Raw genomic sequence first — 21,074 nt, forward strand, 5'->3', positions numbered from 1 at the left:
TGATGGCAATGTTGGTCGAGGCGAGCAACGGCCGGAATTATGCGGAGTGACAACCGCCAAAAGCCCCTGCGGCGCCCATCACGGGCGCCACAGACTCCGCATAATCATCCGCTCGGCATAAACGGTGTTATGCGGTGCACCGCATAACACCGTGAAGATGGCGCCCATCTTCAGGTTCTGCGCCAGCGTCGTGTGCAGGCCGAAGACCGGGAAGATCAGTATCTGCGTCACGACGGCGACGCCGTATCCGACCGCCACGTTGGCGACGGACTCGACCAAGGACATGGCGCGCGACTGCTTCATGCAGCCACCTCATCCATCGGCCAGCAGTTCAGCTGCCAGAGTTCTGAGCGCATGCGCTGCAACCAGCGGGACCACTCCGTTGCCACAGAGGCGAAGCCGGTCCACCCTGTGGGCCAGCCCATCAGCGCCTCGACGAATGCTGGGTTCAAGGTCCGGCGCACTTCGGAGGTACTGCTCCCAGCCATCGGCGTCACCAGGACCTGGCGGCCAAGCAGGCCGTTGACCGGTGTGTTCGCCAATGTCGTCGCGCCATCCTTGTGATCGCGCGCCGTCGGCGTCATCCACATTCGGCTGGCATGGGTCAGATCGGCCGTCTTGCGGTTGCCGGAACTCGGCTTGCAGCCGTCGTTGGCCATCGGTGTTGGCCAGTCCCGCGCCATACCGTCCAGACCCTTCTCGTCTTTCCGCGCGCCGCCCCGGCTCCGGAAACTGTCGGTCTGCGGCGTGGGCCACATCGCGGCCGTCGTCGCCAGGTTCATTCCATGCTTGCCCGCCTCCTGCGACGGCGTTGGTTTCGTCTGCCGGTTTTCGTTGGCGCTGGCCCTCGGCGTCGGCCAGAGCCGGAGCAGTTCCGTCCGATTGCCGCCACTCGACCGGGTTCCAGAGCAGGCGCGCGGGGTTGGCCAGTTTGTCGCCTTCGCGGATGGCGAGGATGAACAGCCGCTCGCGCTTGTGGGGCGCACCGACTTCCGCCGCAGTAAAGAGGCCTGCCGCAAGGCGGTAGCCCATACAGACCAGTCCGCTGGCGACTTCGGAGAAGCCGAGGCGGAGATGATGGGCGACATTCTCGAGGAACACGAACGGCGGCTCAACCTCGCCGATGATGCGGGCGACATGCGGCCAGAGGTGGCGTGGATCGTCCGCGCCACGCCGTTTGCCCGCGACGGAGAATGGCTGGCACGGATAGCCCGCAGTGACGATATCCACCGCGCCGCGCCACGGGCGGCCGTTGAAGGTTCCAACGTCGTCCCATACAGGCGCGCAATCCAAGGCCGCGTCTTCCATCCGCGCCACGAGAGTGGCTGCGGCGAAGGTTTCCCGCTCGACATGGCCCACAGTTCGATATCCGGGGATGGCGATGGTGAGCCCGAGATCAAGCCCACCGGCACCGGAACAGAGTGAGAGGCCGAACAGGCATGCGTCTTCGGTTCCGGAAGCGCGTCCGGAGGGATGTAAAGCCAGGTCATGCATGTCACGCGGCGGATTTGGGTTTGCGGGCGGGTTCTGGGTCGGCTTCGCTGTCGGGCGTATCCGTGTCCATGGGCACGGCATCCCCGTCGCCCAGCCGCTCAATCCTTACTTGCGTAAAAGTTCGACCGTCGCCGTCAAGGATCGCGTCGCGACCGGTTTCGGCCTGCCAACGTTCAGCGGCGACGTCGATGTATGCTGGGCTGATTTCCATCGCGAACACCCGCCGCCCGTTGGCTTCGCCGGCCATGATCTGCGAACCCGAACCACAGAACGGCTCATAGCAAAGCCCGCCCCGTGCCACATGCTGGCGCATCGGGATCCCGAACGCATCGAGCGGTTTCGGCGTCGGGTGGTCGGGCCGCTCATCTTTGGTGAAGCTCGGCAGAGCCCATGTGGACGGCAGGGTTTCCTCGGCCACCTTCGGCGGGCGGTTTGGGCGGCGCCAGCCCATGAAGCAGGGCTCGTGCTTCCAGAGGTAATGCGATCGGGTCAGGACGCCGCGGTCTTTCACCCAGATGATTTGCTGGTGGACGAAGGCCCCGGCTTTTTCCCAGCAAGCCTCCAGCATCGCCTGACGGCGCGAGGCGTGCCAGCAGTACCAGGCAGCGTCCTCGGTGATGGCCTCGGCCACGGCCGCTGCGATGAAGCCGTCGTAGAGCTCGGCCCCCTGCGAACTGTCGTCCCACGTTGTGCCGTAAGACGCCGACCAGTCCTTGTTCCGCGTCGGATGGTTCGAGCCGTCGTAATCCACCAGATACGGAGGGTCGGTCGCGAACAGGATGGCGCGCTCGCCGTTCATCAGGCGGCGCACATCGGTGGCGCTGGTGCTGTCACCGCAGAGCAACCGGTGATCTCCAAGGATCCAGATGTCGCCCGTTTGCGATGCCGGATTGCGCGGCGGCTCGGGAATGGTCACCGGTGGCACGGAGCCCCCGGCACCACCTTCGTCGCCATCCTCCTCCGGCATATAGGCCAGCAGCTTGTCCAACTCGCCATCTGAGAAGCCGACCAGCGACAGGTCGTAATCCTCGGCCAGCAGGTCGTTCAGTTCCGCAGACAGTAGCGCCTCATCCCAAGTGCCAAGTTCGGTCAATTTGTTGTCAGCGATCCGGTAAGCCCGGCGCTGCGCCTCGGTCAGATGCCCGAGCACAATCACCGGCGCCTCGGTCAGCCCGAGTTGCGTCGCGGCCAGCACCCGCCCGTGGCCCGCGATCAGTTCACCGTCGTCAGCCACGAGGCAGGGCACCGTCCAGCCGAACTCGGCCATGCTGGCGGCGATCTTCGCAACCTGATCCGCGCCGTGCGCCTTTGCGTTTTTCGCGTAGGGCTGGAGCTTGGCCAGCGGCCAGGTCTCAATCGCGTCCGGGGCAAAGCTCAGCGTCATGATGTCGGTTCGCCTCAATGGGGTGGACCCCTGGACTCCGGACACCGGGAGCCAGCCTGGACTCCGCAAATGGTCCAGCGGCCGCCGGGGTGTCCGGCTCCAAGAGTTTGTTTTGTTGTGGTTTTCAGCAGGTCGCGGGTGGATGCCCGCCGGGGTGGCTTCCCAAAAAACCGGCCCTGTCGCTGGCGATATTGCGCGCTTCGCCCGCCAGCATACGAATATCGCCAGGAAGGAACCGGAAACTCCCTCGGGGTGGACCCCGGCCGGACCCTCGCTGGATACCGGGGTCCAGAAGGCCCCCGTCAACGCAAAGGGGAGAGCGAGCTTTCCAGCGCACTCTCCCCATCTTGCCTTCGGAATAGCACGATCATGTTGCAGATGTCGAAGGAAAAAGTGTTGCAACACATTGGAGTCACTGCGCATTCAGCCGCGCGGCGATCTTCGTCAGCGCCAGCTGCCAGCGCCGCCATGCGGTGGTGCGGTCGCAGCCGAGCTCGCCGCTGATCTGCTTCCACGGCACGCGGGCGGCGCGTGACCAGACGAGCTTGCGCTCAGACTCCTCGATCCAGAGCACCCAGTCGAAGGTCTGCTCAAGCCGGGTTATCGCGGCGGCCGAGGGCCAGACACGCATCGGCTGCGGTTCCATGGCAGCGATCTCTCGTCGGGTCCGAGCAACCTCGGGCCAGACGTTGAAATAGCCCTTGGCCTTCACGGGCGGCAGCTTGCGCAGGGTGCGGAACGCCTCCTCGAAATGGTCGGCGACGCAGTCGGCGGTCCATTCGCGATCAGCCATGACGCGCCTCCCGTTCGGAAGGGCGCGGGCCGTAGAGCTTCTCGCCGAGCTGGCGGACGAGTTCCCGTTCCGGCCAGGTGAGGCGGTCGTCATTGGCCGAGACCGCGAGGACGCCCTGTTCCTGCCAGCCCTCGCGCTTGACCTGCTCGGGATCGCGGCGCTGGCCGCCGTAGCCGCGGGGGTGCCATCTCATGCAACACCCCCGTTCGTCTCGATCGCCCAAAGCAGCAGCGCGATGGCGTCGGCCTCGTTGTCGTCGGCGGGGCTGAAGCCGCGGGCGCGGACGGCGGCGACCATGGCGGCCTTGTCGGCGTTGCCTTTGCCCGATGCGTGGCGCTTGATCGTGCCGACCGGGACGCCCTCGTAGGGCACGCCACGCAGCTCGGCCCATGCGGTCAGCGTGGCCATGAGCCCGCCGTAGATGTGGCTCGCGTCGGTGCCCGCGTGGCGGTGGACTTCCTCGAACCAGATGGCGGCGACAGGACCGGTCAGCCGGTCGATCTCGGTCAGCCAGTTGGTGAAGCGCAGGTAGCGCATGCCGCCACCGTCGAAGCGGCCGGGGCGCAGCGAGACGGTGCCGCTGGTGATCAGGCCGTCATGGCCTCGGATCGCCCAGCCGGTCGAGGTGCCGAGGTCGAGCGCGAGGATGCAGCGGTTGCGGGGGGTGTCGAGCGGCAGCGATTCAAACCTTGCGCCGTCGCAATTCGGGATCAGAGTCGGCTGAGCCATGATGGGTCTCCTTTGCCGGTGGCCTGTGGTGGTGGAAGACGACGGCGGTCTGGTGCTTGGCGGTACGGGGCCGCCGTCGTCGGATGGGCTGGTGGAGACCAGGAAAGGGGGCGCGCGCGGGCCCGCTACATATGGGGGCGAGGCCCACCCTGACGGGTGGCCGCCCCATACGTAGTATGGGGGTTTCCCTATCATTCCTCGGAGCGAGGCAACCATCTGAAAAACAATGGCTTTTCGCCATTTCGGAGGACGAACAAGGAGGACCGGGTTGTTCGTCCTCGCCCTTCGCAAGTCATTGATTTTGTTGGCTGAGGACGAAGTGAGGACGAGGACCGACAACTTCGTCCTGAGGACGAGGAAGATTTCGGGGAGGACGAAGTCAGTCATCGAGACCCTCCGGGTAGACCCAGACGGCGGGGTTCTCGACCTGCAGACAGGCGCCGGTGCCCGAGCATTTGTAATGGCTCGGCAGCACCGGCAGGCCTTCACCCAGTACCTCGCCCGTGTCTGGATCGATCTGCGTTTCGGATCCGAAGCGCAGGCCCTCGACGACGAGATAGCCGAAGCGGGAGCGGACCACGGCCTTGCCGAAGGGGCGGCCGTCGCGCAGGAACTTGATGTGGCCCTTGGTCGTCAGCACGCCGATCCGGTCGCGGATGGTGTACTTGCTGCCGAGGCCGGCCTTGTTCTCGAAGGCCTCGCCGAACTGCGTCGTGGTGTAGAGTCGGCCGGACGCCGCTTCCTCATGCAGGATCGTGAGGATGACGTCGCCCTTGCGGAGCCGCTCGGCGTCGAGCTTGGCGCCCGCCTCCTTGCGCACCAGGCGCTCGTTCATCGGGTTCAGTTCGACCCATTCGCCCTTCAGTTTGTCGATCAGCTTTCCCGACAGCGCGGGCCCGTTGCGCAGTTCGATCTCCAGCCTGCGGACGCTGCTGTCCTCGTCGGGCCGGTGCATGAGCAGCCCCGAGGTGTAGAAGCCGCGCAGCGCGCTGGCGCCGGAGAGCGCGAGGAACGGGTCCTCCTTCACCTGGTGCTTGCTGAGCTTCTTCGTGTGGTGGATCAGGATGACGCCGCAGTCGGGATCGATGTGGTCGCGCAGAACCTCGACCCGCTCCTTGAGGAAGAACATCATGGCGGTGTTGTCGTTCTCGCCGCCACCGTCCGGCCCGCCGTCGAAGAGGTTGCGGATCGGGTCGACGCAGAGGATGTCGGGCGGCGCATCCGGAAATGCCGTCCGGATCGCGCGGGCGACCCGCACGCTGCCCTCGTTGTCAAGCAGCATCTTCAGCTTGGGCGTGGCGACAAAGGTGTCGCGTGCGGCGGCCAGCACCTCCGGTGGCAGGGCGATCTGCTTCAGCCGCTCGCGCAGATAGTGATACTGGATCTCGGCCTGCAGGTAGAAGATCCGCAGCGGCCGTGGCGGCGTGAAGCCGAGGAACGGCACGCCAGCGGCCATGTGCACGAGCCAGGAAATCAGCAGGTCGCTCTTGCCCACCTTGGGCGCGCCGCCCAGCACCAGCAGTCCGCCCGGCGTCAGCACCCGGGGCGCGATGATGTCCTCCGGCATCGGACTCTGGTCGTCCAGCAACGCGCCCAGAGTGAACGCGGGCATCTCGACCGGTCCCGGCGCGCCGGAATCCAGCCGGATCAACGGTGGCCCGTATTTCTCGACATGCCGTTCCCAGAGCCGCTCGGATTCGCGCTTCAGCCGCTCTACCGGCCACTGGGGCCGCAGCATCGCGGCGTTGTAGCCGCAGATACCGATCCAGCCCTCGTCCTTTGTCATCCGGCCCTCGTGGACCATGCGGATGAAATGACCGATCGCGGCGGACGCACCTTCGAAGCGGGACCAGTCGTCCTGCGCCCCCTCCCGCACCGGCGTGACCAGCACTTCGTCCATGGCCGGCTTGTCGGGATGAGTGAACGCAGGCTGCAGGGACACGCCCGCCGCCGGCGGCATGTCGGTGACGGCTTCGATGAATTCGGCCAGATCGCGTTCGCGGTCGGCGTTCAGTTCGACGATCCGCACCTGCGTCTTGAGGTTGTTCTTGTAGTAGACTGAGCCCGCCACTCGGATCGGCTGATGGGCGGAGCGGAAATGCATGTCGCCGCCGACCTTTGCGGCGATGTCGCCGCGCAGACGGCAGACCCGGCCTATGTCGTCGCCCTCGGCGGGTTCCGTCAGCGCCCACCAGATGTGGCACTTCCGCTGTCCCCCGGCGGTGACGCCGCCGCTCTCCACCACCATGCTGGGCGCGCCGAGGTGGCGCTCCAGATGCGCGCGCTTGGCGGCGATGTCGCCGGTGTCGAGATCGACCACCACGGTCTGCATCTGCAGGATATCGGCGGCCTTCGCCTGACCAGGCGCGGCGACGGTGCCGGGGATCACATAGACCGCCGCGCCCTCGCGCGACGCCCATGTGGCGAAGGTGGCCATCTTCTCAGGGGCGGCCTGATCCGCTTCGATCCAGATGTTGTGCGGCCGCCCATCGATGCCCTGACCCTTGTCGATGAAGCTGCGGACCGGGATCAGACCGTCGCAGTAGCCGAAGACCACCTGCATGAACCGGGCGATTTGTGCGGGGTCGGGCTCGTCGCCGAACACGTCGATCTGCGGGGCTGCGTCGTTGAAGTCGCGCCACGGGTTGAAATGGACGATGTTCTTCTTGGTCTCATCGGGCGTCGGGTCTTCGCGCATGGCTGGCTCCTGGTCGGGATCGGATGGATCGGTGGGCTCGTCGGTCATGCGGCCAGCCCCCAGCAGCGCTCGGACCACGGGCAGAAGCGGCACTCGAAGAAGTCGGGTGTGGTGGCGACGCGTGGCAGAAGCTCGCCCGCATCGGTCGCCTGCAGGATCCGCACGCCCCGGTCGGACATGCGCTGCGCGAGATCGGCGTCGAAGGGCACCAGTTCGTGGTGCATCTCGGCCGTGTCCTTGTTGATCGCGGTGAACACGGCGGGCACGGCGCTGATGCCGGGCACGCTGGTTTCCATGTAGGCCTGATAGACCGCGATCTGGGCGGCGTAGACCGGCTTCGATTTGGTCACGCCGTCCTTGACGCAGGCGCGCCAGTTCTTGGCGTTCATCGTCTTGCATTCCCAGAGAACCGGAACGGCGAGACCGAAGCTCTCGGGCCCGGCGGCGATGATGCCGTCGACATGACCGCGGATGCGCCCGCCCGCGACCGAGAAGCCGAACTGGCCGCCATCGGGCCGGTTGCCCTTCCGGGTGTAGAGGTCGAAGCCCGCGCCGCGCAGCCAGGCGACGGCCAGATCCTCGAGCGCGTGGCCGATGGCGAAGATGCGCAGCGACTGGCCGCTGAAGCCCTGGCCCTCGTCCTTCGGCGTCGCCGTGAACTCGAACTGCAGGGCCCGCTCGCAGGCATGGCCGAGGCGCGAGCCGCCGAGATAGTCGCGGGGCGTCCGTGTCGCCTGATCGACGGTCAGCGCCTGGTCGATGGCGGCGTTCACTCGCTCGGCGAAGCTGGGGCGGCGGTTAAAATCCAGCGTCAAAACGGCACCTCCGGCGCATTGGCTTTGGCGATGTCGGACATGGCCTCGCGGAAGCCCTCGACGGCTTCCTCGATCAGCGCGCGCACCTGCACCTCGGTCAGATCCGCAAGCGACGTAGCCCAGCCGATCTCGTCCATCAGCAGCGCCACGCGCTTCATGGTGGCGGTGATCGCGGCGCGCTCCTCCTCGGTCAGGTCAACCATGGCGAAACGCTCCCTGGCCAAGCGTGTCCAGAAGGACTGGCAGGGCATCGAGCAGAACCAGACCGAGGGCCGGGGTAGCTTCGACCGGTGCGGATCGAACCAGCCAAAGCCATGGGTGGGTTGCCGGCAGACAGCACAGAGCGTTCCATGCGGATGCCAGAGCCGCCGCCGGTCCTCGGCCGTGATGGGGGTGATGGAGGCCATGGGTCATGCCGCCCTCCGTTCGGGGCTGGCCGCGCTGTCGATCAGCTGGCGGATGGCGCGCTTGTTGAAGCCGAAGGTCATCAGCGCCGAGGCGCGGTAGCGCGTCAGGCCGAAGTCATGGCGGCACTCGGGCGGCAGGTATTGCAGCTGCTTCTCGGTCGGCGGCTGGCGGAGCCAGGAACGGGTCTTGAAGGCGCTTTCGTCGGTCTCGTGGGTGTTCAGCCAGTCATCGGCCTGCGCTAGGCAGACCGTGCGCTCGCCGACGCCGAGCAGATGCGGGCGTTCGCCCTTCGCCCCGCCGATGGCGTACCAGACCCCGTCCAGCCAGAAGATGCCGCCCCAGGCCGCGAAGCCCGTGGCCATCAGCGCATCATCCGTGCCGTAGAGGTCGACCCACGCGAAGCTGGAGCGCTTCAGCAAGTCGATCTCCGTCATCATGAAGCCCGACAGCGGCGCGGCACCGTCGCCTTCGCCTGCATCCAGATCCTCGCGCGGGAACGCCTCGCCGCAGAGCGGGCATTCGGTGGCGGCCAGCGGGATATCGGCGCCGCAGCCGGGGCAGGACTTGGTCGGCGCCTCGCCAACCTCGGTCTTGCCGTCCAGATCGACATCCTGTTCCAGCGTGCCGTGGATCAGGCTCGATGTGCCGAAGTCCAGCACGACGCAGTCGGTCTTGACGATGCCGGGGTGTTCCTCGGGATCGACGGTGCGCAGCCCGCGCCCGACCATCTGGATCATGGTGGACTTGTAGGAGCTGGGGCGCAGCAGCACGACGCAGGAGGTGGGTGGGTGGTCCCAGCCCTCGGTCAGCACCGCCACGTTAACGACGACGCGGATGTCGCCCGAAGCATAGCTGGCGAGGATCGCCTTGCGGGTCTCGGCCGCCAGATCGCCGTGGATCAGCGCGGCGGAAACGCCCGCCGCCTGAAACGCGTCGGTGACGTGCTCGGCGTGCGCGACAGTGGAGCAGAACACCACGGTTTGCCGGTCGCCCGCCTTCTCCTTCCAGTGGCGGATCACCTCGTCGGTGACGGGCGCGCGGTCCATGATGCCCGCGACTTCCGCCATGTCGAAATCCGACATCGTCTTGCGGACCGAGCGCAGCTCGTCCTGCACGCCCACGTCGATGACGAAGGTGCGTGGCGGCACGAGGTGGCCCGAGGCGATCAGCTCGCCCAGCCGCACCTGATCGGCGACATTGTCGAAGACCTCGCGCAGGCCCTTCTTGTCGCCCCGGTTCGGTGTCGCCGTGACCCCGAAGATGCGGGCGTCGGGATTGGCTTCGCGCACGCGGTCGATGATGCGACGATAGCTGTCGGCGACGGCATGGTGCGCCTCGTCGACGACCAGCAGATCGAGGCGCGGTATGTCGGCGAGGTTCGAAGCCCGCGCCAGCGTCGGCACCATGGCGAAGGCAACCTGGCCGCCCCAGGATTTCTCGGTGGCGTCGATGACCGAGGTGGCGACGCCTGGCACCACGCGCTGGAACTTGGCGCGGTTCTGCGCCGTCAGCTCGTCGCGATGGGCCAGCACGCAGGCCTTCGCGCCGTCGCCGATCATCTCGCCGGTGACCGCCGAGAGCATGATGGTCTTGCCCGCGCCGGTGGGCGCCACGCCCAGCGTGTTGCCGCGGGAGGCGAGCGCAACCACGCTGCGTTCGACGAAGGTTTTCTGGCGGGGGCGCAGGCGCATGGCCGGTCTCCCCCTTACTGCGCCCAGCTCGGCCGACCGGCGTTGCCGGGGGCGGACGCGGGCTGGCTGGGCTGGGTGGCCGTGGTGGGCTGCTGCGGGGCGTGGCCCTGCGCCGGGGCGGCGGAGACCTGCGGCGCGACCGTGCCCATCAGCGCGGCGTAGTCGCGGTGATCGGGGGTGACGGCGGCGCGGATTTCGTTCTTGTCCTCGCCGTTGGTGTCGGTGCCGATGTCGATACGGGCGATGAACTCGACGCCGTCGAGATCGCCGAAGCCGTTGATGCGGCGGCGGGCCTGCGCTTCGGGCGAGTTGTCCTTGTCCGAAACCCCGCGCGCCGAGTTCAGGATGCCGCGGATCAGGCCGCGGCCCATGTTGGCCCAGTCCGGGCCCTTCGGGCTGTAGAGGCCGATCAGCGACCAGACCTTGCGTCGGGCATAGGGCCCCTCGATCACCGTGTATTCGGCGTCGAGATAGACGGCGCCGGTGGCGGCGCGGCGCGCCCAGCCGCCGGTCCAGCCCTGCGAAGGGTCGTCGAAGCCGCCGGGGCGCAGGGTGAGGCGCACCTTGGCGAGCGTGCCCTTGGGGATGACGTTGGTGTTGGATTGGGCGGAGTTGAAGTCGTTCCAGGGTCCGGACATTGCGCGGCTCCTTATCTGTTGCAGGATGGGACGCGCAGCGGCGTCGAAGGGGAAAAGCCACCCCGGCGACCGGATCGGGACACCGGGCATGGCGAGATGCGCTCAGCCATGGTCGGGCGTCTGCGCGGGGGCGGGGTCGACTGCGGTCACCGGCGGCCAGGACAGGCGTTCGGAGGCGGGCGCTGCCGGGCGCTGGATCTTCTCCATCAGGCGGCCGAGATGTGGGGCCTCGACCCTGTCGAGGCGGCCGGAGCGGTCCTTGGCCGGATAGCCCCACGGATTCAGCGTCTGGCAGACGAAGGCCCGCTGCGGCTGGCCGTTCGCATCGGCGATGTCGGCCATGGTGATGACCTGATCGACGATGCCCGGCAGCTCGAGCCCGGTCTTCGAGCCGTCGATCTGCGGCTGGAAGACCTTGCGATTGAAGTCGTCGAGCCGCTCGTCGAGGATCCCGACGAACCAGACATGCTTGCCGCGCGTGTGCTGCAGATGGGTCAGCCAGGCGATCATCTCGCGGCCGTGCAGGCCGTAGGCGCCGCGGATGTCGGGCTTGCCGGTCTTCTCCGAAAACGCCTCGGGCTGCCCGCGGCACCACTGGAAGCAAAGCCGCCCGGCCACCGTGATCGAGTCGATGAAGACGGTCTCGTACTTCGCGATCACGGCCGGGTCGCCGTAGCGGCCGCAGACCTCGTCGAAATGCGCCTGGCTGTAGGGCTGGTCCTCGCGCAGCGCCGGATTCGGCCCGCCGATGAACACCGCGAAATCGCGGCACTCCTTCCAGGTGCGGGGCCGGAGCGTGTCGATCTCCAGCCCCTCGACCGCCAGATCCCCGGCTTCGAGATCGAGGAACAGCGTGGTGGAGGCGTTCAACGTCCAGAGCAGGCTGGTCTTGCCGATGCCGGACCGGCCGAAGATGACGCCCTTGATGCCCTTGCGTTGCGCGAGCCGTTCGTCGGCGCCGATGATGGGAAGGGCCATCACTGGCCCTCCTTCTTCATCACCGCCGTGGCGGCGCGGTCGGCGCCGATGCACCCCGCCTCGCGGGCGAGCTTGTAGAGCCGCTTCAGAGCATCGGCGCGGCGGTAGGCGGCCGTGCTCTCGCGCTCCGCCTCCACGATCGCGAAGGCGATCTCGTCGACGGTCGCCTCGACGACCGGCAGCGGCTCGCGCGGCTCGTCACCGGCGCGCCGCGGGAAGGCGATGGTTTCGGGGAGGTCTTCGAGGGCGTAGCTCGCCTTGCGAAGACGGGTGATGTCGTCCGGCTGGTCCGGCATGGCTTTTCTCCGTGAGATGAGGTGATCGAGGAGGCCCATCAGGCGGCCTCGCGGCCGTCGGGCGCGGGCTCGGCGACGTAGATCGCCAGCAGCGGCGTCCCGTCGGCATGGGCGCCGGCGTCCTCGATCTGGTAGTTGCGGTTGGGCTCGCAGACCTCGGTCAGCTCCCAGCGGCGATAGAGCCCCGGAAGACGCCTGAAATCCTCGAGCGACAGATCGGCAGTGCGGTTCATGCGTGTCTGCTTTCGGTTGGAGGGACGGCGCTCGGGGGCGCTCGAATGGGAAAAGCCACCTGCGGGACCGGATCGGGACATCGGCTCAGGGGATTTCTTCGAGGGCGTCGTGCAGCCGGCGCATGGCGCGCTGGTACCGCTTGCGGGCGGCGGCCTCGGTCAGGCCCAGCTCGACGGCGACCTCGGCCTGCGAGAAGCCCTCGATCGCCACGCGGATCACCAGCAGCGCGTCATCGCCGAGCAGCTTCCGCACGGCACCGTTCAGGCGCGCGTACCCGGTCGCGCCGATCCCGCTGTCGCCGCTGTCCGCCACCTCGTCGGGATCGGCGCTGCTGGCGAGATGTTCGCGCGCCGTGTCGCGCTGGCGCACGCGGATCATGTCGCGCTCGACGTTGCGCAGCACCGTGGCCGCGATCCAGTTGACGCGCCCAAGGTCGAGTCCGCGGACCGCCTCGGTGGTGCGCGCCAGAACATCGGACGCGACCTCGTCGGCGGTGCCGATCCTGCGCCAGATCGACCGGCGCCGGATGGCGTCGAGGCCGGGCCAGAGCGCCAGCAACAGCATGGTCAGGGCACAGTCGGACGCGGGCCCGTCGCCCTGCGCCGCCTTGACCAGCGCGGAGAGGATCAGGTTTTTCCGGGCAGAATCGCCGGGGGTGCGATGCAGCCCGTCCAGCAAAGCCGCCGGATCCCGGAACGGCGCGAGAGCAGCCTGCGTACGCCGGATGGCGTCGAAACTGCGCTGGAACTGAAGGTTGGAAGAAGATTGCATGAGGTGATCACGGATCTCGTGCCACGCGAAGGACATCGGACGCCTGCCTTGCGGCCAGGCGTCCGGCGCCTTCTCGTGGCCAGGTCAGGACGTCACGCGTCTCTGCGGTTTCAGGGAGTTGGGTGGATGCGCGCGTCAGCGCGCGGGTACGGTCGCGTGGTTCAGCGTGCCGCAGCCGCGGCATGTGGCCTGAACCGGAAAGCCGACGAGATACTCGTGCCCCCGCGCGAAACGCAGGTGCATCCGGCTGTCACGGCAAACGCCGAGCAGCTTGTCACAGCGCGTGCAGCGCCATTCCGAGTTGGAGGTGGTGGGCTTGGTCTTCGCGGCGCCGGACCAGCTCGTCGGGGCTGCCTGGCGCGAGGGAAAGGGAGTCGGCATCGGGGTGCTCCTCTGATTGAGTGAGCACCCCTAGTGACGGTCCGAATCGGAGATGGTCAGACCCCCCAAAGGGAGATCAAACGGAGATGGGCTCTTCACAAAGGGCCCAGTGGCCATGCCGGGGCGAATACAGGTACCGGTTGTTCACCTCATCCCATTCATCGCCAAACAACTGAGGCAGCTGGGAAAACCCGGCGTACTTCTTTAGAACTGCGAGCTTCACACCGCCTTCCCGATCACGGTGAGCTATGTAGAGTCGCTCGAAGAGCTTCACTTTTTTCGCGCCGGTGACGATCCGCGGATCCTGGCCGGGCATGGTGACCTGAGCGGCGTTATCGCCTTGCTTGCGGAAGTGCACTGCAGCGCCTCGCGCGGCCGGGTCGATCGCAGCCTCGTAGGACGAACGCACCGCATCCGCGTCGATCATACCGGTATCGTCATCGATGTGATCCTTGAGGCTCAGGACGACGTGACAACCGAGATAGGGGAAGCGGACGTCCTGTGGCACGAAAACGATCCCGCGAATGCGGTTGCCTTCGCCTCGGACGAGACGGTCGGACGCCTCGAGCACTTTGTCGACCGAAGTCGCGCGCACGAGGAAGATCGGTGCGTCGGCCAGCCCGATCTTTGCGACACCCAAGTGATGGAGATGCTCGGCCAGTTCGCGCACGCGGCCCTTCAGCCCCATCGGCTTGAGCAAGTCCCGCAGCGCGTCTCGTAGGTAATCGAAGCGAATTTCGTACTCGGCGACGTCCGCTGCCGGGATCGTCGATCCCGTTCCACCTTGGACCAGCGTCAGCGTTGCCTCGTCGCTCGTGCCATCACGCTCGACGTTGTGAACGACTTCGCCAAGCTCATCGTCCTCGAACAGGATGACGTCCGACCAGCCCTTGCGTGTCAGGAAGCCGGCGCCGGTCAACTCGTCGGCGGCGATTCCAAGTTCATCAAGAGATCGGCCGGACGCCTTTTCGTTGGCGAAATCGTATAGCGACAGCAGCTGTGGAAGTTTCTCCTTGCGCTGCGGCTTCGAAAGGTCGCCGATGCGTTCCATCACGCCCCAAGCTTCAAGGAGATCATATCCCAGCTCTCGCTTGGCGGGGTCCCGCTCGCTCTGAATGTTCGACTTGTTCCTGCCGAAGACGTCGAACTGCAAGATGGCCTTGCGCTCGCGCCCATCCACATGCTCGATCCGGAAGCGGACCTTCGTGACATAACCGCCGCCCGCTTTCGGAATGATTGCCCCGAAAACGCTGCGGGCGATTGCGTCTATGTCGTCCTCCGGGGCGACACTGAGGGTCACCTTCCGAGACCAATCACCCAGCGCGACCTGAACTTCGATTATGCCGGCCTTCTTGACCCGATGGGCTTCTTCATCGGGTATCGGCAGCTTGAGTGAGTTCCGGAAGCGCGACAGATTGTAGGTCTTCTGGGTGAGGGGCTTGTTTGAAATGTCGTGCTTCAGAGTATCTGCGGCGAACAGGTTGGCGACGATCTTGCGTTCCACCCTGTCGCGCGAACACACCTCGATCCGTCGCCGGGCATGTGAATAGACCAGCAGCATCTCATCAGGTGGGCGGAAATAGAGCAGCTTCGTCGACTTATCCGGCTGGACGGTCTTTTGGCTCGCGTAGGCGCCGAAAAAGGTGACAGCCAGCAGTACATCCTGACTTTCACCGTTTTCGGCGGGCAGGTCGACAGCCTCCACCTTGCAACCATCTTCATGCTGCAGGCGCTCCGCGATTTCCGTAGAGAGCGCATCATGGTCGACACCCGCGGCAGCGAGGGGAATCGAAGCATCTATCGACCACGCCTCGTAAAGCGTTCCGTGCTCGCGGTAGACCCGCACCTGCATTGCGCGCTCAGCGGCCTCGAACAGCGCAATGGCATGGAGGTAGGCCCAAAGGCTCCTGGCGACCTCATCGCGCTGCGCCTTCAACCCTTCCTTCGCAGCGAACCGTGGGTCTTCGGCGAGCCGACGCAGCATCGCATCTGGCGTCTTGTCGGTCATCAGCATGACGCGACGGGCCTCGATCTCTATCAGGTTAATTCGGTCGCTCTTCAGAGCCTTCAGAGCTTCCGCCATTTTTTCGCTACGGATCTGATCTTCAGCATCTGCGGGCACAGCGGCCATTGCATCGCTCAGAAATACCGAAAACTGGGAGTGCGAAAGAAACTCGCTGATCAAATGGATTGGGGATTCAATAAACAGGCGCGAAAGCTCCGGCGCCCCGCGAAACAATGACCTAGCCACCTTGCCCTCCTACTTGCTGTCCTCACTACACTTTGCGGAGCGCCAGTCTGACGATTCAATCGAACAAAACAAGACCGAAGCGCAACCGGAAGCGGCAGCGGCACCCACCATGATCGTTTCTGGAGCGATGTCCCGATCCCGTGCGGCAGATGGCTTTTTACGGATGAAGCCACTGCTGAACGGACTCGCCCCGCATGAAACGTCCCAATCCGCTCCCGTCCGACCAGATGACCGCCGCCGAGCGCCGCGCCGAACTGTGCGGTCTGCTGGCGCTCGGTCTGGTTCGGCTGCTCGGGCAAGATATGCGCGAAGTATCTGACAATACTGGAGAACGTTGCCTACACTATCCCGACGACCAATGCCGTCATGCAACTCCAACTCACCGGAGAAACGCATGAACAAGCCCGATCCCATCCCCGCGCGCCTGGCCGCACTGAAATCCATGTCCGTCACCCAGTTGAAGTCGGAGTGGCAGACGATCTTCGACACAGCGGCGCCGAACAACAGCCGAGCGTTCCTCGAGAGCCGGTTGGCCTACCGCATCCAAGAACTCACGTATGGCGGTCCTGATCGCGAAACCCGGCGCATGCTGGACCTGCTGGCTGACGAGGTCGGCGGCACCCTGACACGCAAGAGCCAGATCGCCGATCCTCGCAATCCCGTGGTCGGCACGAGGCTGATCCGCGAATGGAACGGGGTCGAGCACACGATCACGGTCTTGCGGGACGGGTTCGAGTGGCAGGGGCGACCCTACAAATCCTTGTCTGCGATTGCGCGGGCGATCACCGGGACGCGCTGGAATGGCTACCGCTTTTTCGGGTTGCGCGAACGAAAGCGGGGGAATGATTGATGGATCAACGCGCAACTCCAATTCGCCGCCAGCGCTGCGCTATCTACACGCGCAAATCCTCCGAGGAAGGGCTGGAGCAGGAATTCAACAGCCTGCACGCCCAGCGAGACGCCTGCGAGGCCTACATCGCCAGCCAGCGCTCCGAGGGCTGGGTGCTGGTCCGCGATCAGTATGACGACGGCGGCATCTCGGGCGGGACGCTCGAACGGCCCGGCCTCAAGCAGCTTCTGGCCGACATCGAGGACGGCCTGATCGATGTGGTGGTCGTCTACAAGATCGACCGCCTGTCGCGGTCGCTGATGGACTTCTCGAAGCTGGTCGAGGTGTTCGACCGGAACGGCGTGACCTTCGTGTCGGTGACGCAGTCCTTCAACACGACGACGTCCATGGGGCGGCTGACGCTGAACATCCTGCTCAGCTTCGCCCAGTTCGAGCGTGAGGTCACAGCCGAGCGCATCCGTGACAAGGTCCGCGCCTCCCGCATGAAGGGGATGTGGATGGGCGGCTATGTCCCGCTCGGGTACGATGTAAAGGACCGCAAACTCGTGGTGAACGAGGAAGAGGCCGCCACCGTGCGGGGCATCTTCGAACGGTTCGTCGAGGTCGGGTCAGCGACCGTGCTGGCCCGCGAACTGCGCCGCAAGGGGCTCCGCAACAAGCAGGGTACGTTGGTCGACAAGGGATACCTCTACAGGGTGCTGGTGAACCGCGTCTATCGCGGCGATGCGGTCCACAAGGGCAAGGCCTATCCCGGCGAGCATCAGGCCATCATCAATGAGCGGCTGTGGGATCAGGTCCATGCCATCTTTCGGGAAAGCCCGCGAAAACGGGCCAACAACAGTCGCGCGCAAGCGCCTGCGTTGCTCAAGGGGCTGATCTTCACGGCCACGGGCGCCGCCATGACTCCGAGCAGCACGAAGAAGGGCGCGCGGCGATACCGGTACTACGTCTCGATGGACGTCATCAAAAATCGCGAACCCAGCGATGAGAGCATCCCGCGCCGCCTTCCTGCCGACCTCGTCGAAGCGGCCGTGGTGACCGAGTTGCGGCGGGTGATGCGCGCCCCGTCGATCACGGCGCAGGTCATCGCCCACTTGGTGCGCGAGGGTCACGCCTTCGCCGAGGCCGACGTGATCTCCGCGCTGCAGACGTTCGATGACGTCTGGGGCCAGCTGTTCCCTGCAGAGCAGACCCGGATCGTGCAGTTGCTGGTGCGCCGGGTCACCGTGACGTCCGAGGGGCTGGTGATCGATGTCCGGACCGACGGCGTCTCGGGCGTCATGCGCGACATGATGGCCCCACGAAAGAAGGTGGCGGCGGAATGATGAAACACGACGAGTCCATCCAGATCTTCGTGCCGCTCAAGGTTCGCAAGCAGAACGGGCGGCCGAAGATCATGCCGCCCGCCACCTATCTGCCCAGCGAAGACCGGACGCAGGATCCGCATATCCTGCGCGCCATCGGCCGGGCGTGGGGCTGGCGGCGACGCATGGAGGCTGGCGAGTTCAACACGGTCACCGATCTGGCGAAAGCCGTGGGGCTGGCCGAACGCCATGTCAGCCGACAACTGCGGCTCGCCTATCTCGCGCCGGGGGTCGTCAAGCGCTTGGTTTACAAGCGCGAGGTGCCCGCCGTGACCCTGTTGAAACTGACCGATGTCGCGGCCTTGCCGTGGCACGAACAGCCGGAGCGGGTGTTCGACTGACCCTCAGTGAAAGCTCGCCTGAAACGTCGTCGCAGTCAGCGACACATGCGCGTCCAGCGGCGGGTGCAGCTCGAACGCCTTCGGCTCGCGTGAGAAGTTCCACAGCCGGAACAGGCGCCATTCCGACCGTCGCTCCTCGGCCACGGCCAGCTCGTTGCGGGTGACATGGAAGGGCGTGCGCTCCCATCCGTTCGTCGTCTTGACCTCGATTAGCCGGGGCAGACCGTCCGGGGCGAAACTCGCGATGTCGTAGCCCGCCCCGTCGCCATCCTCCTCCGACACCCACCGCACCTTGCGCGCCAGATCGTCCCGTCCTGCCGTCCGCAATGCCGCGCGCTCATGCGCCAGCACGCGCTCCTCGCCCGCGCGACCAAGGGCCCGGTTGCGCTCGTCCCGGCCCGCCACGTCGAACTTGCGGGCGATGTGCAGCATCTGGTCCAGTTCCTGCGGAGGCGGCTGGTTCGACAACGTCGGCGGCGGCCCGATCCAGATCTGCACCGCCTCGCGTAGGCCAGCGCCGGGTTGCAGCCCAGGTTGGCGCCCGAGCCAGGCCGGGTTCAGCGCCAGCCACCGCGCCACGGCATCCACCAAGGTCATCTGGAAGTTGAACGCGGGCTTGTAGCCGGGGATCCAATCCTCGCCGAGCCCCTTCAGCACCGCGCTGATGTTCTGGTGCTTGAACTCGACGGACCCCTCGGACCGGTCGTTCAGCAGCGGCAGCAGCGCGCGGCGATGCTCGGCCTTGCTGTAGCGGCGCGCAGAGATGTCGTCGGCCAGCATCGCGAAGTAATCCGCGACGATCAGGTCATTCTCTTCATCCGTCCAGGGACCATTCGACATTGCGCCAGGCTATGGGCACGAAGTGTGTTTGTCATCAGAGACTTCCGGCAGGGCCTTGGCTCGCTTCGGACGCTTCCGCCGGACTTGGGGATCGGCCGCCACGGAGCCGTCCTTCTGGCCGCCCTGCGCCTTCGTGTCCGTCTCCGTCACCGGATTAGCTCGCGAACGGGACGACCCCATGAACGCAGCAACCTATTGTGTTTGCGAAGATGTTTCTCGCCGTCCTGTGGCCATCGAGGGGCGCTCAAAAAGAGACGCAGGCCATTCGGAGACCCATTCCGCGTCAAGCGCCCAGTCTCCGAAGGGCGGGTGGCCCCGCCAACGCCCTTTGAAGCAAAAAGAAAAAAGGCCGCGATGGGGGCCCATAGTCGGATTCGGCATTTGAATGTGGCGGATGGGGTGGGATTCGAACCCACGGTAGGCTTTCACCTACGCTGGTTTTCAAGACCAGAGCCTTAAACCACTCGGCCACCCATCCGGCAGGCGTGGTGCTAGCGCGCTTGTGCAGGCGGTGCAAGATGTCTTGGCAAGGTTTGGGGTGGACATTCAACGGGTCCGCGCGCATTTGTGCACATGTGAAGCGTAATGACGGAGCCCGGATCATGCCCACCGCCCCTACCCTTGGCAACTGGATCGGCCTTTGCGCGCTGGGGTTGATCTGGGGGGCCTCGTTTCTGGGGGTGGCATTGGCGCTGGACGGGTTCGGGCCGGTCAGCATTGCGGCGGGGCGCATTGCCCTTGGCGCGGTGACGCTTGCAGCGGTGGCATTGATCGCACGCATTCCCTTGCCGCGCGATCCGCGCATTTGGACGTTCACGGCCGCCATGGCAATCTTGTCGAATGCGCTGCCATTTTTCCTGCTCAGCTGGTCGCAACAGCATGTTACATCGGGCTTTGCGGGCATCACCATGGCCGCGATCCCGCTTTTCGTGATCGGGCTGGCACATGTCTTTGTGCAAGGCGAGCGGCTGAGCGTGCAAAAGGCCATCGGGTTCGCCACCGGGCTTGTCGGTGTGGCCGTCTTGATCGGGCCGGGGGTGCTGACGACAACAGGCTCGGCACTGGAAAGCGTGGCGCGGCTTGGCTGCCTTGGCGCGTCACTCAGCTACGCTTTGGGGGCGATCGTGACGCGGCGGTGTCCGCCCGTGCATCCGGTGGCCTTCGGTGTGCTGGCGCTTGGCATAGCCAGCGTCGTGATGGTGCCCTTGGCCGTGGCGGTAGAGGGGCTTCCCCCTGCCCCGCCGCTGCACGCCTGGGGCGCGCTGGTCTATCTGGGCCTGTTGCCGACGGGGCTTGCAACGCTCATTCTGGTCGGCATCATCCGTAGCGCGGGCCCCAGCTTTCTGTCGCAGGTGAATTACCATGTTCCGGTCTGGTCGGTGATCCTTGGTGTGGTGGTCCTGTCAGAGGAACTGCCGGGGCGGTTCATTCTGGCGCTGGCCATTATCATCGGCGGCCTTATGGTCAGCCGCCGCAAACCGGTTCAGGCGGCCCCCACACCGTGATAGACTGCGCCCATGTGCGGACGCTTTGCCCTGACCCTGCCCGATGATGCGGTCGCGCGCGTGTTCAGCGCGCGGCTGGCCAATGACAGCGCCACGGCTCGGGGCCAGAACATCTGCCCGACGCAACCGGTCTTGACCATTCTCAGCCGTGACGGGGCGCGCCATGCCGGTCCCATGCGTTGGGGGTTTCTGCCGCATTGGTATGCGTCCGAAACCGATGGCCCGCTGCTGATAAACGCCCGCGCCGAAACCATCGCGCAAAAGCCCGCTTTTGCGGCGGCGGTGCGGGCGCGGCGCTGTCTGATCCCGGCCAGCGGGTTCTATGAATGGACCAAGGATGACAGCGGCGCGCGGTTGCCTTGGTATATCCACCCGGCCAAGGGCGATCTTCTGGCCTTTGCCGGAGTTTGGCAAAGCTGGCCACACGGCGATACGCGGATCGCGACCTGCGCGATTGTCACCTGTGCAGCGAATGCAGCCTTTTCACCGATTCTGTGGAAAAACAGACGTTTGCGAGCGCAGAAATAGTCGTTCCAAACCGGGCGCGCGCGCCTTTCCTGTCAGGCTTTGCGCATTTGCTGCGGCGCAGGAAAGATCTTGGCTAATTTGCGGA

General features: G+C 65.8%; 23 protein-coding genes, 1 tRNA gene and 1 pseudogene. 5 read left to right on the top strand and 20 right to left on the bottom strand.

Translation table 11 applies throughout. The annotated features are described in order from the left end of the window. Positions 1-78: 78 nt before the first annotated feature. The 18 genes and pseudogenes from ROE7235_RS15530 to ROE7235_RS15605 all read right to left on the bottom strand — a co-directional run bounded on the left by ROE7235_RS15530 (position 79) and on the right by ROE7235_RS15605 (position 15,561). Positions 79-303, bottom strand: coding sequence for a DUF7220 family protein (locus tag ROE7235_RS15530; protein WP_121096408.1), 225 nt, complete (start codon positions 301-303; stop codon positions 79-81). Further along, positions 300-782: a hypothetical protein gene (locus tag ROE7235_RS20645; RefSeq protein WP_245963996.1), complete on the bottom strand. Its 483-nt coding sequence runs from the start codon at positions 780-782 to the stop codon at positions 300-302. Before ROE7235_RS20645 ends, ROE7235_RS15530 begins: the two co-directional genes overlap by 4 nt. Positions 783-984: 202 nt before the next feature. Next, positions 985-1,575 (bottom strand): annotated as a pseudogene (locus ROE7235_RS20650) (DNA cytosine methyltransferase); the annotation flags it as partial. Beyond that, complete coding sequence (locus ROE7235_RS15540) at positions 1,496-2,878, bottom strand: site-specific DNA-methyltransferase (protein WP_121096410.1); 1,383 nt, start codon at positions 2,876-2,878, stop codon at positions 1,496-1,498. The gene ROE7235_RS15540 and the pseudogene ROE7235_RS20650, both read right to left, overlap by 80 nt. Before the next feature lie 412 nt (positions 2,879-3,290). Further along, entirely contained in the window at positions 3,291-3,671 is a 381-nt protein-coding gene (locus ROE7235_RS15545) for a DUF6362 family protein (protein ID WP_121096411.1), read from the bottom strand. Beyond that, complete coding sequence (locus ROE7235_RS15550; RefSeq protein WP_121096412.1) at positions 3,664-3,864, bottom strand: hypothetical protein; 201 nt, start codon at positions 3,862-3,864, stop codon at positions 3,664-3,666. Before ROE7235_RS15550 ends, ROE7235_RS15545 begins: the two co-directional genes overlap by 8 nt. Further along, positions 3,861-4,400 (bottom strand): hypothetical protein, encoded by a 540-nt coding sequence (locus ROE7235_RS15555; protein ID WP_245963994.1) that lies wholly within the window; start codon positions 4,398-4,400, stop codon positions 3,861-3,863. The genes ROE7235_RS15550 and ROE7235_RS15555 overlap by 4 nt, the downstream gene beginning before the upstream one ends. 379 nt (positions 4,401-4,779) lie before the next feature. Next, positions 4,780-7,146 (bottom strand): AAA family ATPase, encoded by a 2,367-nt coding sequence (locus tag ROE7235_RS15560; protein WP_121096426.1) that lies wholly within the window; start codon positions 7,144-7,146, stop codon positions 4,780-4,782. Continuing rightward, positions 7,143-7,913, bottom strand: coding sequence for a PD-(D/E)XK nuclease family protein (locus ROE7235_RS15565; protein ID WP_121096413.1), 771 nt, complete (start codon positions 7,911-7,913; stop codon positions 7,143-7,145). The genes ROE7235_RS15560 and ROE7235_RS15565 overlap by 4 nt, the downstream gene beginning before the upstream one ends. Beyond that, complete coding sequence (locus ROE7235_RS20655) at positions 7,910-8,320, bottom strand: DUF6511 domain-containing protein (RefSeq protein ID WP_245963995.1); 411 nt, start codon at positions 8,318-8,320, stop codon at positions 7,910-7,912. The genes ROE7235_RS15565 and ROE7235_RS20655 overlap by 4 nt, the downstream gene beginning before the upstream one ends. A 3-nt stretch (positions 8,321-8,323) precedes the next feature. After that, positions 8,324-10,012 (bottom strand): DEAD/DEAH box helicase, encoded by a 1,689-nt coding sequence (locus ROE7235_RS15575; RefSeq protein WP_121096415.1) that lies wholly within the window; start codon positions 10,010-10,012, stop codon positions 8,324-8,326. A gap of 14 nt (positions 10,013-10,026) precedes the next feature. After that, positions 10,027-10,650 carry a hypothetical protein gene (locus ROE7235_RS15580; RefSeq protein ID WP_121096427.1) on the bottom strand — a complete coding sequence of 208 codons (624 nt, stop codon included), beginning with the start codon at positions 10,648-10,650 and terminating at the stop codon, positions 10,027-10,029. A 102-nt stretch (positions 10,651-10,752) separates the two neighbouring features. Beyond that, entirely contained in the window at positions 10,753-11,628 is an 876-nt protein-coding gene (locus tag ROE7235_RS15585; RefSeq protein ID WP_121096416.1) for an ATP-binding protein, read from the bottom strand. After that, positions 11,628-11,963, bottom strand: a complete 336-nt coding sequence (locus ROE7235_RS15590) for a hypothetical protein (RefSeq protein WP_147434237.1) — start codon at positions 11,961-11,963, stop codon at positions 11,628-11,630. The genes ROE7235_RS15585 and ROE7235_RS15590 overlap by 1 nt, the downstream gene beginning before the upstream one ends. Further along, a complete protein-coding gene (locus ROE7235_RS15595; protein ID WP_121096418.1) occupies positions 11,963-12,157 on the bottom strand; it encodes a hypothetical protein in 195 nt (64 codons plus the stop codon). Before ROE7235_RS15595 ends, ROE7235_RS15590 begins: the two co-directional genes overlap by 1 nt. An 85-nt stretch (positions 12,158-12,242) precedes the next feature. Beyond that, on the bottom strand, positions 12,243-12,965 hold the full coding sequence (locus ROE7235_RS15600) for an RNA polymerase sigma factor (protein WP_121096419.1): 723 nt from the start codon (positions 12,963-12,965) through the stop codon (positions 12,243-12,245). Between the two features lie 99 nt (positions 12,966-13,064). Beyond that, on the bottom strand, positions 13,065-13,310 hold the full coding sequence (locus ROE7235_RS19925) for a hypothetical protein (protein WP_147434238.1): 246 nt from the start codon (positions 13,308-13,310) through the stop codon (positions 13,065-13,067). A 76-nt stretch (positions 13,311-13,386) separates the two neighbouring features. Further along, a complete protein-coding gene (locus ROE7235_RS15605) occupies positions 13,387-15,561 on the bottom strand; it encodes a hypothetical protein (protein ID WP_147434239.1) in 2,175 nt (724 codons plus the stop codon). A 394-nt stretch (positions 15,562-15,955) separates the two neighbouring features. Here ROE7235_RS15605 and ROE7235_RS15615 point away from each other — a divergent pair, with 394 nt between their 5' ends. Genes ROE7235_RS15615 through ROE7235_RS15625 form a run of 3 tightly spaced genes read left to right on the top strand, consistent with a single transcriptional unit; the run spans position 15,956 to position 18,116 of the window. Further along, positions 15,956-16,411, top strand: a complete 456-nt coding sequence (locus ROE7235_RS15615) for a DUF2924 domain-containing protein (protein ID WP_121096421.1) — start codon at positions 15,956-15,958, stop codon at positions 16,409-16,411. Further along, a complete protein-coding gene (locus ROE7235_RS15620) occupies positions 16,411-17,736 on the top strand; it encodes a recombinase family protein (protein ID WP_050662640.1) in 1,326 nt (441 codons plus the stop codon). The genes ROE7235_RS15615 and ROE7235_RS15620 overlap by 1 nt, the downstream gene beginning before the upstream one ends. Then, positions 17,733-18,116: a ParB/RepB/Spo0J family partition protein gene (locus tag ROE7235_RS15625; protein ID WP_050662641.1), complete on the top strand. Its 384-nt coding sequence runs from the start codon at positions 17,733-17,735 to the stop codon at positions 18,114-18,116. Before ROE7235_RS15620 ends, ROE7235_RS15625 begins: the two co-directional genes overlap by 4 nt. Positions 18,117-18,119: 3 nt before the next feature. Here ROE7235_RS15625 and ROE7235_RS15630 read toward each other — a convergent pair whose 3' ends face one another. Both ROE7235_RS15630 and ROE7235_RS15635 read right to left on the bottom strand, forming a co-directional pair. Further along, on the bottom strand, positions 18,120-18,956 hold the full coding sequence (locus tag ROE7235_RS15630; protein ID WP_121096422.1) for a protein NO VEIN domain-containing protein: 837 nt from the start codon (positions 18,954-18,956) through the stop codon (positions 18,120-18,122). A 388-nt stretch (positions 18,957-19,344) separates the two neighbouring features. Next, positions 19,345-19,434: transfer RNA gene (locus ROE7235_RS15635), tRNA-Ser, on the bottom strand. Between the two features lie 124 nt (positions 19,435-19,558). Between ROE7235_RS15635 and ROE7235_RS15640 the strand changes: the two genes are divergently transcribed. Both ROE7235_RS15640 and ROE7235_RS15645 read left to right on the top strand, forming a co-directional pair. Next, positions 19,559-20,461 (top strand): DMT family transporter, encoded by a 903-nt coding sequence (locus ROE7235_RS15640; RefSeq protein WP_121096423.1) that lies wholly within the window; start codon positions 19,559-19,561, stop codon positions 20,459-20,461. Between the two features lie 12 nt (positions 20,462-20,473). Further along, positions 20,474-20,989, top strand: a complete 516-nt coding sequence (locus ROE7235_RS15645; protein ID WP_121096424.1) for an SOS response-associated peptidase — start codon at positions 20,474-20,476, stop codon at positions 20,987-20,989. The last annotated feature ends 85 nt before the right edge of the window (positions 20,990-21,074 follow it).

Source organism: Roseinatronobacter ekhonensis, from assembly GCF_900499075.1.
Taxonomy (GTDB): domain Bacteria; phylum Pseudomonadota; class Alphaproteobacteria; order Rhodobacterales; family Rhodobacteraceae; genus Roseinatronobacter; species Roseinatronobacter ekhonensis.

Coding starts and splice junctions, on each gene's coding strand:
- ROE7235_RS15560 (WP_121096426.1), bottom strand. CDS start 7,146: ATGACCGACGAGCCCACCGATCCATCCGATCCCGACCAGGAGCCAGCC.
- ROE7235_RS15630 (WP_121096422.1), bottom strand. CDS start 18,956: ATGTCGAATGGTCCCTGGACGGATGAAGAGAATGACCTGATCGTCGCG.
- ROE7235_RS15540 (WP_121096410.1), bottom strand. CDS start 2,878: ATGACGCTGAGCTTTGCCCCGGACGCGATTGAGACCTGGCCGCTGGCC.
- ROE7235_RS15585 (WP_121096416.1), bottom strand. CDS start 11,628: ATGGCCCTTCCCATCATCGGCGCCGACGAACGGCTCGCGCAACGCAAG.
- ROE7235_RS15600 (WP_121096419.1), bottom strand. CDS start 12,965: ATGTCCTTCGCGTGGCACGAGATCCGTGATCACCTCATGCAATCTTCT.
- ROE7235_RS15625 (WP_050662641.1), top strand. CDS start 17,733: ATGATGAAACACGACGAGTCCATCCAGATCTTCGTGCCGCTCAAGGTT.
- ROE7235_RS15550 (WP_121096412.1), bottom strand. CDS start 3,864: ATGAGATGGCACCCCCGCGGCTACGGCGGCCAGCGCCGCGATCCCGAG.
- ROE7235_RS19925 (WP_147434238.1), bottom strand. CDS start 13,310: ATGCCGACTCCCTTTCCCTCGCGCCAGGCAGCCCCGACGAGCTGGTCC.
- ROE7235_RS15620 (WP_050662640.1), top strand. CDS start 16,411: ATGGATCAACGCGCAACTCCAATTCGCCGCCAGCGCTGCGCTATCTAC.
- ROE7235_RS15640 (WP_121096423.1), top strand. CDS start 19,559: ATGCCCACCGCCCCTACCCTTGGCAACTGGATCGGCCTTTGCGCGCTG.
- ROE7235_RS15530 (WP_121096408.1), bottom strand. CDS start 303: ATGAAGCAGTCGCGCGCCATGTCCTTGGTCGAGTCCGTCGCCAACGTG.
- ROE7235_RS15580 (WP_121096427.1), bottom strand. CDS start 10,650: ATGTCCGGACCCTGGAACGACTTCAACTCCGCCCAATCCAACACCAAC.
- ROE7235_RS15575 (WP_121096415.1), bottom strand. CDS start 10,012: ATGCGCCTGCGCCCCCGCCAGAAAACCTTCGTCGAACGCAGCGTGGTT.
- ROE7235_RS15595 (WP_121096418.1), bottom strand. CDS start 12,157: ATGAACCGCACTGCCGATCTGTCGCTCGAGGATTTCAGGCGTCTTCCG.
- ROE7235_RS15545 (WP_121096411.1), bottom strand. CDS start 3,671: ATGGCTGATCGCGAATGGACCGCCGACTGCGTCGCCGACCATTTCGAG.
- ROE7235_RS20655 (WP_245963995.1), bottom strand. CDS start 8,320: ATGGCCTCCATCACCCCCATCACGGCCGAGGACCGGCGGCGGCTCTGG.
- ROE7235_RS20645 (WP_245963996.1), bottom strand. CDS start 782: ATGAACCTGGCGACGACGGCCGCGATGTGGCCCACGCCGCAGACCGAC.
- ROE7235_RS15555 (WP_245963994.1), bottom strand. CDS start 4,400: ATGGCTCAGCCGACTCTGATCCCGAATTGCGACGGCGCAAGGTTTGAA.
- ROE7235_RS15615 (WP_121096421.1), top strand. CDS start 15,956: ATGAACAAGCCCGATCCCATCCCCGCGCGCCTGGCCGCACTGAAATCC.
- ROE7235_RS15590 (WP_147434237.1), bottom strand. CDS start 11,963: ATGGGCCTCCTCGATCACCTCATCTCACGGAGAAAAGCCATGCCGGAC.
- ROE7235_RS15645 (WP_121096424.1), top strand. CDS start 20,474: ATGTGCGGACGCTTTGCCCTGACCCTGCCCGATGATGCGGTCGCGCGC.